At 43.3% G+C, this 15,076-nt stretch carries 10 protein-coding genes; 5 read left to right on the forward strand and 5 right to left on the reverse strand.

Annotated elements, in window-relative coordinates; translation table 11 throughout:
* Positions 1–30: 30 nt before the first annotated feature.
* Both AC5FX4_RS08795 and ilvC read right to left on the reverse strand, forming a co-directional pair.
* Positions 31–1,941 carry a methyl-accepting chemotaxis protein gene (locus AC5FX4_RS08795; protein ID WP_493606058.1) on the reverse strand — a complete coding sequence of 637 codons (1,911 nt, stop codon included), beginning with the start codon at positions 1,939–1,941 and terminating at the stop codon, positions 31–33.
* A gap of 283 nt (positions 1,942–2,224) precedes the next feature.
* Complete coding sequence (gene ilvC, locus AC5FX4_RS08800) at positions 2,225–3,697, reverse strand: ketol-acid reductoisomerase (RefSeq protein ID WP_493606059.1); 1,473 nt, start codon at positions 3,695–3,697, stop codon at positions 2,225–2,227.
* A 123-nt stretch (positions 3,698–3,820) separates the two neighbouring features.
* Here ilvC and ilvY point away from each other — a divergent pair, with 123 nt between their 5' ends.
* The 5 genes from ilvY (at position 3,821) to AC5FX4_RS08825 (ending at position 11,343) form a co-directional block, all read left to right on the forward strand.
* Positions 3,821–4,717 carry an HTH-type transcriptional activator IlvY gene (gene ilvY / locus AC5FX4_RS08805; protein WP_493606060.1) on the forward strand — a complete coding sequence of 299 codons (897 nt, stop codon included), beginning with the start codon at positions 3,821–3,823 and terminating at the stop codon, positions 4,715–4,717.
* A 271-nt stretch (positions 4,718–4,988) separates the two neighbouring features.
* Complete coding sequence (locus tag AC5FX4_RS08810; protein ID WP_493606061.1) at positions 4,989–6,725, forward strand: DUF4856 domain-containing protein; 1,737 nt, start codon at positions 4,989–4,991, stop codon at positions 6,723–6,725.
* An 87-nt stretch (positions 6,726–6,812) separates the two neighbouring features.
* The gene (locus AC5FX4_RS08815) at positions 6,813–8,105 is read left to right on the forward strand and encodes an imelysin family protein (RefSeq protein WP_493606062.1); all 1,293 of its coding nucleotides are present in this window, start codon (positions 6,813–6,815) and stop codon (positions 8,103–8,105) included.
* On the forward strand, positions 8,098–10,293 hold the full coding sequence (locus AC5FX4_RS08820) for a TonB-dependent receptor family protein (protein ID WP_493606063.1): 2,196 nt from the start codon (positions 8,098–8,100) through the stop codon (positions 10,291–10,293). The genes AC5FX4_RS08815 and AC5FX4_RS08820 overlap by 8 nt, the downstream gene beginning before the upstream one ends.
* A gap of 60 nt (positions 10,294–10,353) precedes the next feature.
* Positions 10,354–11,343, forward strand: coding sequence for a sterol desaturase family protein (locus tag AC5FX4_RS08825; protein ID WP_493607795.1), 990 nt, complete (start codon positions 10,354–10,356; stop codon positions 11,341–11,343).
* Here AC5FX4_RS08825 and AC5FX4_RS08830 read toward each other — a convergent pair whose 3' ends face one another.
* The 3 genes from AC5FX4_RS08830 to AC5FX4_RS08840 all read right to left on the reverse strand — a co-directional run bounded on the left by AC5FX4_RS08830 (position 11,344) and on the right by AC5FX4_RS08840 (position 15,032).
* Positions 11,344–11,583 (reverse strand): DUF3820 family protein, encoded by a 240-nt coding sequence (locus AC5FX4_RS08830; protein WP_493606064.1) that lies wholly within the window; start codon positions 11,581–11,583, stop codon positions 11,344–11,346.
* A gap of 74 nt (positions 11,584–11,657) precedes the next feature.
* Positions 11,658–13,676 (reverse strand): TonB-dependent copper receptor, encoded by a 2,019-nt coding sequence (locus tag AC5FX4_RS08835; protein ID WP_493606065.1) that lies wholly within the window; start codon positions 13,674–13,676, stop codon positions 11,658–11,660.
* Positions 13,677–13,805: 129 nt separating this feature from the next.
* Positions 13,806–15,032: an EAL and HDOD domain-containing protein gene (locus tag AC5FX4_RS08840; protein WP_493606066.1), complete on the reverse strand. Its 1,227-nt coding sequence runs from the start codon at positions 15,030–15,032 to the stop codon at positions 13,806–13,808.
* Positions 15,033–15,076 lie beyond the last annotated feature (44 nt).

Consider the following 15,076-nt stretch of genomic DNA (forward strand, 5'->3'; position numbering starts at 1 on the left):
GGCAGCGGTGAGACACCGCTGCGGGGTGGATTATTCTTTCTCGAAGCTTGCAACTAGGTCATCAAGAGATTTAGCAGAGGCTGCGAGTGCTTGAATGGCTTGTTCGGTATTAAGTTGCGCATTCATCACATCATCACTGATTGAACTGATATGTTCGATACTGCGTCCAACATCCGCTACAACATTGCTTTGTTGTTCGGTTGCTGCAGCAATGAGCGTTGTCATATCGTTGATTTGATTTGCGGTTTCTGTCACATCAGCCATCAATTCAACGGATGTTTGCATGCTATCTACACAATGCTCAGCTTGCTGCTTAGACTGATTAATCTGTGCCACAATCGCATCGGATGATTGTGTTAGTTCTGTAATTGTCGATTGAATTTCATCGGTTGACTTTGACGTACGGCTTGCAAGTGCTCTTACTTCGTCCGCAACCACGGCAAAACCACGGCCATGTTCTCCAGCCCTTGCTGATTCTATCGCTGCATTGAGCGCAAGCAAGTTCGTTTGTTCTGAGATACCACGGATAACATCAACAATGTTAGCAATCGATTGTGTTTTGTTCGCCAGCGTTTCCACCTCTGTTGCCATAGCATCAATGTCAGAAGCCAAAGACTGCAGCGTTTCCTGACTTTTTTGCACTGTGTGGTGGCTTTGCTCTGAAGACGCTTTACTCAGTTCAGTCAATTTGGCCGAGTTGTTGGCGCTCCCTGCTATTTCTTGCACCGTAGCACCCATTTCATTAATCGCAGCGGCAACCGTCAGGGTTTGCGATTTTTGATCGTCTAATGCTTGTGAGTTATTGTGGCTTTGTTCAAACACTTGTTCACTGGCTTGTCGAATATCGCGACTTTCACTGGCCACCATTTTAATTGCCGATTCAATTTTAGAGATAAACTGATTGAAGCCATCGGCCAGCGCTTGTAGCTCGGGTTGGTTTGAATTTGGCACGCGATAATCCAAGCGTGCATCACCACTGCCCAAGCTCGCAAATAATTGGGCCATATTAGAAAGCGGGGCACTGAGATTCTTAGCCATTAGAAGGCTTACAAAACTTGCAACGAGTGCGGTGATTAAGGCAAATAAAACGATTTTCCACTGTAGTGCGTTGATCTCATCATACACTTCACTGGCAGGCACTTGTGCAATAACGAAAAGGTCAGTTTCAGGAATAGGGCTAGACGCAACAATGGTGTCTTTGCCTTTTAGTTTTATGGTATCAACTTTAAAGGCGCGACCATTGAGTAAACTTGCAGCATCGCTGCCATAGAAGTCGCTTAAGCTGCTCTTGGCAACTTTGCTCGCATCCGGGTGTAATTGCACTTTACCTTGATTATTAACAACGTAGACAAAGCCAGTTTGTTCTATCTTCATGTCACTGAGCATCTGCTGCATATCATCAATGCTCTTGGCAAGTCCAGCGAGGCCAATACCACTTGTTTGTTGATGATTTACAAACATTTTCACATCACCAGGCGCTTCTTGGTAAATGCTGATAGAAAATGCATTGCCACTTTGCGTAAAGCCAAAAAACCAGCCATCTTGTTGCTTATTGAGCACTCTCAAAAAACCATTTTGGTTCCAATATTGTGCCGTATCACGGTTAGCCCAAGATGCGGTAACTAAATCATATTGCTGTGCAATGCGCTTTAGTTCGCTGATAAGCAGTTGCTCATTCATCGCACCTTGTTTCGCCATATCGATAATAAGCAAATTACTCGACAATTGTTGTGCTGCACTTTTTAATTGCAAAATTTGCTGGGTTATCGATTTATTAATACTTTCTACCTTTGCGGGTAGTTCTGACTCTAACATCCTTTTTTCAGTCATGGTTTTAGCACTATAAACCGCTGTTGCGCCAATGAAACTGGCTACAACAATCGCGATTAAGCTACCGAGTAGCGTGATCCTTTGAGTGATAGTTAGATTGTACATCTGCATTTAATGATCTTTTTACCAAACTGAATTATTTATCTTAGCATACACAATAATAGGGGTATATTATTTCTACGCCACGAGAAAGTAACATAATAATGTTAATTGATTATATATTATACAACTTTTTTAAATAGATATAATACTCTAACCAGTATAGTGGCAGGTGGACTTTTTAGGAAAGTGCGAGATAACGAAAAAGCCCATTGCAGATGCGAATGGGCTTGGTTTCTAACAAGCGAACTGTTAAAAACAGGGCAAGACAATGCAATAACTTGCCCTTGATGGCTTATACAATCTTTTTCATTGCAGACATGTAGCCGCGCAGTGTTTCCCCAATTTTTTCAACCGGATGATTGCGGATAGCGTGATTAATTTGGATCAGCTGTTGGTTATCTACATAGTTGCTTTGTAAATCAAGGCCTTTACCAATCACGTCAGTATTAATATCACGCATGAACGGTTGTAGTAGTGGCAAACATGCGTGGTTATACAGATAACAACCGTATTCAGCGGTATCTGAAATGGTTCTATTCATTTCAAATAGCTTTTTACGTGCAATGGTATTAGCGATAAGCGGTGTTTCGTGCAATGACTCATAATAAGCTGACTCGTCGATAATACCGGCTGCTGTCATTGTTTCAAATGCAAGCTCAACGCCCGCTTTCACCATAGCAACCATTAAAATGCCTTTGTCGAAAAACTCCTGCTCAGAGATTTCAGCCTCAGTATTTTGCTGTTTTTCAAACGCTGTATTAGCGGTGTCTGCGCGCCATGAAAGAAGTTTGGCGTCGTCTTCTGCCCAGTCGGCCATCATCCCTTTTGAGAATTCGCCGCTGATGATGTCGTCCATATGTTTGTTGTAAAGCGGTCGCATTATCGTCTTTAGTGATTCACTTAATTCGAACGCTTTAACTTTTGCAGGGTTTGATAGGCGATCCATCATGTTGGTGATACCACCATGTTTTAGTGCCTCAGTGATCACTTCCCAACCATATTGAATTAATTTTGATGCGTAGCCAGCGTCAACGCCTTGCTCTACCATTTTGTCAAAACACAATAGTGAACCAGTCTGTAGCATACCGCACAAAATAGTTTGCTCACCCATTAGGTCAGATTTTACTTCTGCAATGAAAGACGAGTGCAATACACCCGCTTTGTGTCCGCCGGTGCCAGCAGCATAGGCTTTGGCTTGTGCAAGACCTTTGCCTTCTGGATCATTTTCTGGGTGAACAGCAATCAGCGTCGGTACGCCAAAACCACGTTTATATTCTTCACGTACTTCGGTGCCAGGACATTTAGGTGCAACCATAATAACGGTAATGTCTTCACGTACCTGCATGCCTTCTTCAACAATGTTAAAGCCGTGCGAATAAGCTAGGGTTGCACCTTGCTTCATGAGTGGCATTACGGCATTAACAACTGAGGTATGTTGCTTGTCTGGCGTTAGGTTTAAAACTAAATCAGCACTTGGGATCAGTTCTTCATAGGTACCAACCGTAAAGCCGTTTTCGGATGCATTTAAAAATGATTGACGTTTTTCAGAGATTGCAGATTCGCGTAGTGCATAGCTTACATCTAAGCCTGAATCACGTAAGTTGAGGCCTTGGTTTAAACCTTGTGCACCGCAGCCCACAATAACCAATTTTTTACCTTCTAAAACTTTTACACCGTCGTCAAATTCGCGTGGGTCCATAAATTCGCACTGAGCTAACTGAGCTAGTTGCTCTCTAAGAGGTAAAGTATTGAAGTAGTTCGCCATGTTAGTACCTTTGATTGTTCTGTTATCGTTAGAAAAATGATTTGAATTGAGCATACGGGCTGTTGTTGATTACGTAAAATGATATATTTGAATCACTGTATTTCATTTTTTGAAAGGTGACTTGTGGATCATAGGCAACTCAACTACTTCCTGACTTTGGCGGAAACATTGCACTTTGCAAGAGCCAGTGAGCTTTGTCACGTCAGTGCACCGACGTTAAGTCGTCAGATCAAGCAACTGGAAGAGGAGCTTGGTACCACTTTGTTTTTACGTGACAACCGAACCGTGGCACTCACGGCGCATGGCAAGGCGTTCGTGGAATACGCGCAAGTAACGCTGGCGAAATGGAGACAGTTTAAAAGCCGTTGTCAGAACGATGACGAACCTTTGAGCGGCGAACTCAGTATGTATTGCTCTGTTACCGCTACCTATAGCTTTACCTATGAACTTTTTGCGCTATTTAGAAAACGTTTCCCTGCGGTTGAGCTTAACCTTAATACCGGTGACCCAGCTTTCTCGATAAATCATGTGCAAGCGGGTAAGGAAGATCTAGCGGTTGCAGTAAAGCCTGCTAGCTTGCCGCAAGGTATTGAGTACTTGCCACTTGGCCGAACTGAATTGATGCTTATAGGACCCGTGATGGATTGCCCATTGACTGAGCTGATTAGCACTCACGACTCTGAAGCTGAGTTATGGTCTCGCTTACCATTTATTATGCCAGAGCACGGTGTTTTGAAAGAACGCGTGGATGCCTTTTGTTTGTTACAGAATTTAACTCCTAAAGTGTATGCACATGTGTCGGGGCACGAAGCCATGGTGGCATTAGCAAGTCTTGGTTTTGGTGTCGCTTGCGTGCCAAAAATCGTATTAGATCAAAGTCCATTTAAAAAGCAGGTGCAACAGTTAAAGACGGCACAGCAGGTGGAAGGCATTGAAATCGGTTTGATAACGAAAAGTAAACGCTTGCATGACCCTGTTGTAAAGGCTTTGTGGCAGACAGCGGAAGAACTATTTTTGTGACACCAGAGTTATTTATTTAGTTTATTGCAACTTTACTGTTACTCAGTTGGTTGAGTAACCCTTGATTATTTTATTCCTAAAATCAGCGATATGTGCCAGAAAGCCTTTATTTATGGCTTTTAATACTTATTTGTTTCAGGTCAAAGAAAGTGATAATAATTCTCAACTTTATGCAGGCAACGCAAATAATATTGATTGTCATTTAGATATGTGTATACTTTGGCGCTAGAAAAAGAAATACAATTTTAACAATTTTCAAAGGAACTCATTGATGGTTTTACGAAAGTCTCTGCTCGCTACTTCAATTTTAGTTGCAACATTGGGCTTAACCGCTTGTGGCGGTGGTTCTAGTTCAAATGATGCACCTAAAACACCAGATACCGACAATGGCGGTACAACTAATAGCAAACCTACAGCGATTGCGTTAGCGGTTGAAGCTCAAATTCATGAAAATGTGGCAGGCCAAGTGATTGGTACTTTGAGTGCGTCTGACTCAGATGCCGGTGAAACATTTACATTCTCTGTTGACAGTGAACTTTTTGAAATTGATGCAACGACACTGAAATTGAAGGATTCAGTGACTTTTGACTATGAAAGCCAATCAGAAGTGTCATTAGATGTGACTGTAACAGACAGCGCAAATAATACCTTCACTCAATCAGTGACATTTAACGTGACTGATTCGAAAGACTACGACTTTAGAAACGCACAAGGCGAATCAAGCGTATCATACTCTGGCCAAATCGCGCGCCACGTATTAATCAAAGAACTATACAACTACATTGGCGGTAATTTCGCGACTGACGCTCAAAGCATGACTGCGGATCTGCTACTTGCTAAATTAATGCAGTACTACAAGATTTCAGACGCCGATTATGAAGTGATTGCAGGCAATATGAATTTAACGTTTGTTGGAAATGCACAACAAGCGACTCTAGCTGATATTTCAGGTAGCCATAAAGACTTAAGCGGCAAGATTGCTGGTAATGATGCGACAGGTCAGCATAAAGACTGGAATGATGCGAATAGCTTTGAAGGCTGGGCAGGTCTTGAAACCAATACGCCTGAAGGTTTAATGAATACGTTATTTGCGCAATTAGTTGAACGTGTTCAGCAGACCTCTGTTTTGGCACCAAACGGTAAAGAAGTTGAAACACATTATGTGACTGCTGGTGGTGTTGATCTGAAGCAGCTTACTCAAAAGTTCCTATATGGTGCGGTGGCGTTTTCTCAAGGCACTGATGACTACCTAGATAATGCAAACGCTGGTAAGGGATTAAATACGAGTAACGCACTGACTGATAGTGCTTATACCGATTTAGAGCACCAGTGGGATGAAGGTTTTGGCTACTTTGGTGCTGCGCGTAACTACCTAGCTTACTCTGATGAAGAAGTTGCAGGTAAAGGCGGTCGTGACAACTGGCAAGGTTATAACGACTACAACGCAGACGGCAAAATCGACGTAAAAGCTGAGTACAACTTTGGTAACTCAACCAATGCGGCAAAGCGTGATTTAGGTTCAGATGGCGCAACGGATTATAGCAAAGAAGCATTTGATGCGTTCTTCGCTGGTCGTAAATTAATCGCTGATAATGCAGGCACTGAACTGACGGGCGATCAGTTAACGCAATTGAAAGCTTATGCTGTTGCAGCGACTGATGCATGGGAAAAATCAATTTCTGCGACGGTAGTACACTACATCAATGATGCGTCTAAAGATTTAGAAGAAATGAAAACCGGCGAGTACGATGCAGCGAAATTTGAAACGCTTGCTAAACACTGGTCTGAAATGAAAGGCTTTGCACTGAATCTTCAGTTTAATCCAGAGTCGCCATTCAACATCGCAGAAAATGCAGGCAAGTTTGCACAAATGCACGCTTTGATGGGTAACAAGCCAGTATTAGGTGCACAAGCTGACGTTGAAGCTTACATCGCTGACTTAACAGCGGCACGTGATATTTTACAACAAGTATATGGTTTCGATGCGGCCGTTGTAGCGGCTTGGTAATCGTATAAATCAAACTTTGTCAAAAAAGGTTAGCTTTTCGAAGCTAGCCTTTTGTCGTATATAAAATCGAATAAAATGAGGTGATTGATGACACCAGCATTAAAACCATTGGCATTAGCAGGTCTTATTGCTGCACTGCTCAGCGGGTGTGGTGAAAGTACATCGAGTTCTGCAGGGCCAAATGCGGATAAAGACACGGGTAGCGACTCAGGCACTGTGACAGAGCCAGGCACGAGCACGTTTGATCAGAAACAGCTCATCGCTAATCTAACTGATAATGTAATAACGCCTACTTTTGAAGCATTTGCAAGTCAGGCTCAGTCACTCCCCAGCGCAGTGAAAGGCTATTGTGATTTGGAAACGAGCTTTGACCCTTCGATGCAAGAAGATGCAACGATAGTGGCTCGAGATGAAGCTTTATTCGCAGCACAAAATGCATGGCGAAATACGATGGTCAGTTGGCAGCATGCGGAGTTGATGATAGTCGGACCTTTGCTAGAGAATGACAAGCATTTAAGAAATGACATTTACTCGTGGCCGAAAGCGAATACCTGTAGTGTTGACCAAGATGTTGTGTATTTCGAGCAAGGCAATATTAACGGTACCCCCTATAAAATCAGTGATCGCTCAGATAAGCGTCGAGGCTTAGATGCCCTAGAGTATCTATTGTTCAATGATAAACTGGCGTATAGCTGTGGTAGCCTGACTGCTGGCGATATTTTAGCGGATTGGAATATCCGTGATGAGCAGCCGAGAAAGGTGGCACGTTGTAAATTTGCGGTTGAAGTTGCCAACGATCTAAATCTGTCTGCGCAGACTTTATTAACTCAATGGAAAGGTGAACAAGGTTACGCGCAGGTGCTAAAAAATGCGGGTCAACCGGGCAATAAATTTGCAACTGAAACTAAAGCAGTTAACGAGATCTCGGATGCGCTTTTCTATATGACGGAAGAGCTAAAAGATTACAAACTGGCGACGCCATTAGGCTTATTTGATAACCAGTGTGGTCTAGAAGCCTGCCCTGAAGCGGTGGAGTCAGTTTACGCCAAACACTCTATTGAGAATATCAAAGCAAACATTGATGCCTTTGAGAAGATTTTCCTTGGTGGTAGCAATGAAGCGGGTAACGTTGGCTTTGATGATTTTCTTGATGAACAACAAGCATCAGATACCAAAGAGAAAATGTTAGCAGGAATAGCGCAAGCCAAGGCTGCTGCTAATGCCCTTGAAGGCAACTTACAAACGGCACTGATTGCTGACAAAGCAGGCGTTGAGAAAACACACGGTGACGTTAAAGCTGTGACCGATCAGCTAAAAAATGACTTTATCAATAAATTAGCTTTAGAGCTGCCAAAAACATCGGCAGGTGACAATGACTAAAGGACCACTTATGCAAAAATCTTTGTTAGCTTTGGCGGTTGCTATTGCGATGCCGACGGCTGTGGCTGCTGATAACGACAATGAGCTAGAGCACATTCAGATCCTAAGCCATTACGACAAACTCCGTACTGAAGCAGGATCTGCGACTTTGTTAACTGAAGAGCAGCTTGCCAAGTATGAGTATGACGATATTCATCGTATTTTAGCTTCCGTGCCAGGTGTCAATATTCGTGAGGAAGATGGCTATGGCTTGCGCCCAAATATTGGTTTTCGTGGTGTAACACCCGAGCGTAGTAAAAAAATTACCATCTTAGAAGACGGTGTTTTAATTGGTCCATCACCTTATTCTGCGCCTGCGGCTTATTATTTCCCTGTCACCACACGAATGACTGCGGTCGAAGTATTCAAGGGCCCCGCAGCCATTAAATATGGCCCACAAACCGTTGCGGGAACGATTAACCTGGTTACGCGTGCTGTGCCAGAATTTACAGAAGGCGGCATTGATATTGCCGCTGGCAGCGATGGTTATCAAAAAGCGCACGGCTACTTTGGCTCAGTTGTGAACAATGTGGGCTTTTTGCTAGAAGGTGTAAACCTTAAAGCTGACGGCTTTAAAGACTTAGACGGCGGTGGGGATACTGGATTCAACAAAAATGATTTGTTGGCCAAATTTAATTATAAAATGCGCACCGGCGCGTTTGATCACACCTTTGGCTTAAAGTTATCGTATGCCGACGAAGAGTCGGATGAGACGTATCTTGGCTTAACAGATGAAGATTTTGCTAAAACGCCATACCGTCGTTATGCCGCTTCTCAAGATGCATTAATGGATACTAAACACCAAACGGTGATGTTCTCGCATTATCTTGATGGTGAAAACGTCAAAGTGACGACGCGTGTGTATCGCAACGATTATGAACGCGCATGGCGCAAACTCAATGGGGTGACGAGTAGTACTAGCTCATTATCCGCCATTTTGGCTGATCCGAACACTTATGCAGATGAGTATGCCGTTATCTCAGGGCAAGCGGATTCACGCATTGAAGGACGAAACTACGCACACAATTTGATCATGGGTACCAATGACCGTGAGTATTTCTCTCAGGGTGTACAAGTTGATGCCACAATGACGTTCAACTGGTTTGACTTACAGCATAAGGTATCTGCGGGTGTTCGTTATCACGAAGATGAAATTGAGCGTAAGCACTTTGAGCAAGTTTATGCAATGAGCAATGGTTTTGTTGCAAATACTGGACAAGAAAAAGCGTTTACCACGCTAGACACTGAAGCGACCGACGCTTGGTCTGTATATTTGGAAGATCAAGTGACCTTAGATGCACTGACGCTTGGCCTTGGTGTGCGCGGTGAGTTGATGGACATGCGCTATCAAAACAACAAAGATGCGCTTGATTGGCGAGAAAAAACCACGCGTATTTGGTTACCAGGGGTGAGCGGTTTTTACAAACTTTCCGAAGAGTCAGGTTTATTATTTGGTGTACACCAAGGTTTTGTGCCTTTCTCTCCTGCTCAAAAAAATGATGTTAAGCTTGAAAAAAGTGTCAACTATGAATTTGGTGGTCGCTTTAATGATGGTGTAACTCAGCTTGAACTAGTAAGCTTTTTTAGTGATTACAGCAACTTAAAAGAGAGTTGTAGTCAGTCAAACTGTGGTATCGGAAGCCAGATAGATCAAGAGTTCAATGGTGGTGAAGTGGATGTGTATGGTATTGAAGCACAATTCGCACAGAGCTATCCGTTAAGTATGAACTTAGAAATGCCTTATAGCCTTGTTTATACTTACACCAAGGGTGAATTTCTCCATAGCTTTGATTCCGATTTTGATCAGTGGGGCAAGGTAGAAAAAGGAGATGAATTACCTTATTTGCCTAATCATCAAGCAACCTTTAACATTGGTCTAGCCACGTCTGATTGGAAATTATCATTTGCGTTTAAATACGTTGGTTCAATGTCAGAAGCTGCAGGCCAAGGTGTGACACTTTCGGGTAAAAAGGTGCCATCTCACGTAGTTGTAGATGCGTCAGCAAGCTATGAACTGGGAGAATATGGCCGTATTTATGCAAAAGTTGACAATTTGTTTGATGAAACAGAAATTGTCAGCCGCCGTCCATATGGTGCGCGCCCTGGTAAACCAAGACAGGTCACGCTTGGTTATAAATACCAGTTCTAAGGCGATACACTATTAGAAAAAACGATGGGGCCATTTTATGGCCCTTTTTTTGAGGTAAACATGCTAGAAAATATGTGGCAAAGCTTTATTTCCTTGCCGAGCTACCTATTGGATGCGAACAAGCGTATCTATATTCCTTATTTGCTCAGTGCCGTTTTGATGGCCATTCCTGTGTATTTTGCTGCGGTTCATCAACGTTCATTAATGGGTTTTATCCGCTTTTTGTTCCCCAAAGATGTGTGGTTGTGTCAAAGCGCGCGACTAGATTACTGCCTGTTAGTGAGTAACGTATTACTTAAAGCTGCGCTGTTTGCACCCATTGTATTGACTATGGTACCTGTCGCAATGGCAACGACTGAGCTTTTGGAGTGGTTTTTCGGGCAGCCTTTACAGTTGGCTTGGTCAGAGTTCTCTGTGATTGCTATCTTTACTTTTTTACTGTTCTTGGTCGACGACCTAACCCGCTTTGTTTTGCATCTGCTGCTCCACAAAGTGGGTTTTTTGTGGGAGTTTCATAAAGTTCATCATTCGGCGAAGGTATTAACGCCGTTTACCATTTATCGTTCTCACCCAGTAGAAAGTTATTTGTATGCATGTCGCATGGCGCTTACTCAGGGCATGGTGGTGGGTCTGGGTTATCACTTGTTCGGTACCGGTTTAAGCATGTACGACATTCTCGGTGCCAACGCTTTTGTTTTTCTATTTAATATTTTTGGCGCGAATTTGCGTCATTCGCATATTCGCTTTAGTTGGGGAGACCGCTTGGAAGGTTGGTTTATCAGCCCTGCACAGCATCAAATTCATCACAGCGACAACCCGGCGCATTTTGATACTAATCTTGGCTCCGCATTGGCGATTTGGGACCGCATGTATGGCTCACTCATCAAAGCATCAGAGGCTAAAGATATTAACATTGGCGTGGGTCAGTACGATGCGGGCCATGATTCGTTAGCAGCTATTTATCTAAAGCCGTTTAAACAGGCAATGTTGTCCTTGTTACCAAAAACTAAAATCGTAAAGCAAGCCAGTAAAGATAGAATCGAGCCCTAATTATTGTGAGCGCAGTAATGGCATGAGCATTTGCTCAAGACCATTTAATTTCACTTCGTAGATCATCGCCAGTTGCTCGCCAAGCTTGCCACTTGGAAACCCTTTTTGTTTAAACCAAACAACGTAGGGCTCTGGGAGCAAAAGTAGGGGAGTACCAGCGTATTTGCCAAATGGCATCTTGGTGTTGATGGCATCCATCAACGCTTGTTGGTCTTGCATGTGGTTTCTTTCAATTTCCATAATGGGCTGATTGTAGCAAGCAAAACGTGAGACCTAAACTCGTAAGTATGAGTTTAGGTCTGTAAAGTACTCGGTTAAAAGCGCCAATTCAAGTTTGCCCAAAGTGTCATGCCTGCTTCGTTCACTTTTGCAATTTGCTCGTAACCATTAACCATGGAACCAGAGCGGCTTAAATGCTCTGCATAGGTTTTATCGAGCAGGTTATCAATACCGATACTCCAATCTAAGTTGTCTGATTGACTGTATGATGCGTTAATTGATAACACGCCAAAGCCTGCTGATGTGCCGACATCTTGCCCTGCAATATTGCCTTGATTAATCGCTATGCGATCTTGCTTTGCTACCAGTCGCCAAAGTAAACCTGTTCGCCAACTTTTTGCTTGATAGTCCAGTGTAAAGCGCCCTTGTAATGGCGGCTGTTGTGCAAGCGGTGCATCATCCGATAAATTGCGGCCTCTGACGTAGTTAATGCTGGTGCCTGCTATCCAGTTTTTGGTCAGGTTTAACTTGCTGTCTATTTCAAAACCATAGGTTTTTGCATCAATGTTACGCACCACAGACTTTGTCATACCAGCTGAACCGTAAGCATTATCAATGAGTATGTAGTCCTCTATGCGGTTAAAAAACACAGAGACTGAGGTTAGCCATTGTTTCTTTTCATGAGTAAGGCCCAAATCTAATTGGCGGGTTTGCTCGGCGCGTGTATTAAAGGTGCTAATGCTATCTACTGCTTGACGGCTACCGCCGATCAGTTCCCAGTAATCTGGGAAGCGTTCGGTTAAGCCAAAGCCTGCAAAATAGCTCGTATCTGAAGATTGCAGTTGGTAGCGTGTAAAGCCACTCCATAGTGTCTCTTTACGCGTGAGGTTTGCGGTTGGATTGGGCATGGCTTTTTTCATCATTGCGATGCTGTTGCGGTGATCTGTTGTTTGCCATCTATCAATGCGTAGGCCACTCACAACTTGTTGGTCGTGCGCTAATTGATATTCATATTCAGCAAAAATACCTGTTTTTTCAAATTCTCCGTCTTTAATTCGCGGCATTTGCTCGACGGGCGATATAAGTTGTGAGCGGCTCACGCGGTTTCTATGACGGTCTTGGTGGTTATCCAAACCCATTATGATGTGATGCTTGCTGCGAACGTCAGCGGTCACCATCACTTTGCCACCTAGAGACAACCTATCTGGGTTAGAGGCTGTTGGATTTGCCATCATCATGGTTGGTGAAAATGCTCTAAGACTATAGTTGTCCATGATGTGGTCAACATAGTTGTAGTAAATTTGTGCCTCAATATTGTTGATAAAATTGCTTTCAATTGCCCAATCCGCTTTGATGTTTGCATGTGTTCTATCAAATAAGCTGCCATCCATCATGCGATCTGCATAGGCAACTTCGCCATCACTTCGGCCATACGTGACACTCACTGTTTTGTCATCTTCGGGGGTATAAGCAAGCTCTATATCGCCATTCCAGCGTTTGTAATTAGAATGAATAACGGTGTTGCTACCATCTTCGTAATTATCTGCATGCGTCATATTGCCCGTTGCGCGTACATAGTAGTCACGATTGCCCGCTTTTACGTCTGTATTGATGCCTTGTCTTTGTGCGCTGCCCAAAACGACATTCACAAAGCCTTCAATTTGCTGCTCATCCATGCGTGTTTGCTCACGCTCAAATACAACGGTTGCCGCGCTGTTGCCAGAGCCATATAAAACAGTTTGTGGACCTTTAATTACTTTCAACGAGTCATAAGATTGAGGAGTGATATACGCCGTTGGCGGGTCCATGCGACTGCCGCAGCCCCCAAGAGTTGGTCCGCCATTGGCAATGATGTTTAATCGCGAGCCGGCCATGCCCCTAAACATAGGGTCGGCGCTAGCGCCGCCTTTCTTAATGAGAGAGAATCCCGAAATGCTCGAGAGTAGATCTGCGCCGTCTTGTGCAGGTAGTGGTTGTCTGGGCAGTTTTGGGTCAGTCTGCACATAAATGGGTGATTGCATTGGTGCGAGCACAACGATGTGCTCCAAGTTATTGTCATGTGCTAACGCACTTCCTGCACAAAAGAGTGCGATGTAAAGAAGAGACTTTTTCATGTATTCCCCCAAAAATTAGTATGGGAAGAATTTTATAGAGATTCTAATACGTTGGGATGTGACAGATTGTCGCACCTCGCGCTTTATGTGACGTGCCAACTGATTAAATGTTTAAATTTAACGAACACTTTATACCATAGAGACGACTTGCATCTGGTCGTGACTCCAGCTCACCGCATCGTTATAAAATGCGCCAAGTTGTTCTGGGTCAATGTCGAGTGTTTGGCAAATCAATTGTGCTTCATACCAATTTGCTTGTTCGTAACACTTTGCAACCGCTAATAGCTGCGCTAAATCACCACAGCCATTCACCAAGGCTTGTTTAATATCATCCACGAGTGGCAGCTTTTCCATAATAGATGCCATATCTTCATCTCTAATGGCATCAATCAAAGACATCATGCCAGTGAGAAAGGCCATGCCTTCGAGGCGCTTGTTGTTACTTGCTTGGGCCAGTAGCTCAAGGAAGCGTGCGCGTAAAAGTGATAATTTAACCAGTTCTGCGGGCTTTTCTGGGGAAATTTGTGCCGCGAATATCAATGACAAAAACTTTTTAAGCTCTTTATTGCCAAGTGTGATAAGTGCTTGTTTTATGGTGCTGACTTTAGCCCTGCGTTTGAAAATGGCAGAGTTAGTATAGCGAAGCAACTTGTATGACAGGTTAACATCACGTTCAAAGATAGGTGTCAGCTTTTTAATGTCTACATATTCATTGGTGGTTTCACTGAGTAGCCGAGTGATAGATATTTCGCTAGCGCTCAGTAACTTACTAGAGAGCATTTCAGGCTTGGCAAAGTAGAAACCTTGAAATAATTCAAAACCATGTTTTTTGGCAAGCTCAAGTTGCTCATGGGTTTCGACTTTTTCTGCAATCAGCTTTATATGCGGGTAATCTTGTATTTCTTTTTTTATCAGGCTGACTTCTGCCCAAGGCGTCGTGTTTAAGTCGATTTTCAGGTATTTCACATAGGGATAAAAGTGCCGCCAAGACGCTTGATGTTGGTAGTGATCTAGCGCAATACGATAGCGTTCAATATGCAACGCTCTAATGACATTAAGCAGTTTTCTTGTGGGCTCAACTGTTTCTATGATTTCTATCACCATATTCTCGGGTTTGAGCATGAATGGATAACCGAGCAGCAAGGTGTTCAGGGTAAAATTGATAAATGCAGGCTTGTTATTACTTAATTCAGAAAGCTCAAAGTAAAATTGGCTTCCCTCAAGCAGTTGTGACGTCGCGGTGTCCGCATTGATCCCAGGAAATACATTATTGGGACCATTGCGAAACAAAATTTCATAGCCAAACGGGTTGTTGGCCTTATCAAAAATTGGTTGTCGCGCTGCGTAAAAGTTCATAAAAACCACAAAATCGAACCTTGCTCATGTTAATAATAGGTCAA

The organism is Pseudoalteromonas sp. ATL1 (genome assembly GCF_058933015.1).

Bases quoted from the DNA above. Each gene is read 5' to 3' on its own strand.
- AC5FX4_RS08825 (WP_493607795.1), top strand. From the start codon at position 10,354: ATGCTAGAAAATATGTGGCAAAGCTTTATTTCCTTGCCGAGCTACCTA.
- AC5FX4_RS08795 (WP_493606058.1), bottom strand. From the start codon at position 1,941: ATGCAGATGTACAATCTAACTATCACTCAAAGGATCACGCTACTCGGT.
- AC5FX4_RS08810 (WP_493606061.1), top strand. From the start codon at position 4,989: ATGGTTTTACGAAAGTCTCTGCTCGCTACTTCAATTTTAGTTGCAACA.
- AC5FX4_RS08835 (WP_493606065.1), bottom strand. From the start codon at position 13,676: ATGAAAAAGTCTCTTCTTTACATCGCACTCTTTTGTGCAGGAAGTGCG.
- AC5FX4_RS08840 (WP_493606066.1), bottom strand. From the start codon at position 15,032: ATGAACTTTTACGCAGCGCGACAACCAATTTTTGATAAGGCCAACAAC.
- AC5FX4_RS08815 (WP_493606062.1), top strand. From the start codon at position 6,813: ATGACACCAGCATTAAAACCATTGGCATTAGCAGGTCTTATTGCTGCA.
- AC5FX4_RS08820 (WP_493606063.1), top strand. From the start codon at position 8,098: ATGACTAAAGGACCACTTATGCAAAAATCTTTGTTAGCTTTGGCGGTT.
- ilvC (WP_493606059.1), bottom strand. From the start codon at position 3,697: ATGGCGAACTACTTCAATACTTTACCTCTTAGAGAGCAACTAGCTCAG.
- AC5FX4_RS08830 (WP_493606064.1), bottom strand. From the start codon at position 11,583: ATGGAAATTGAAAGAAACCACATGCAAGACCAACAAGCGTTGATGGAT.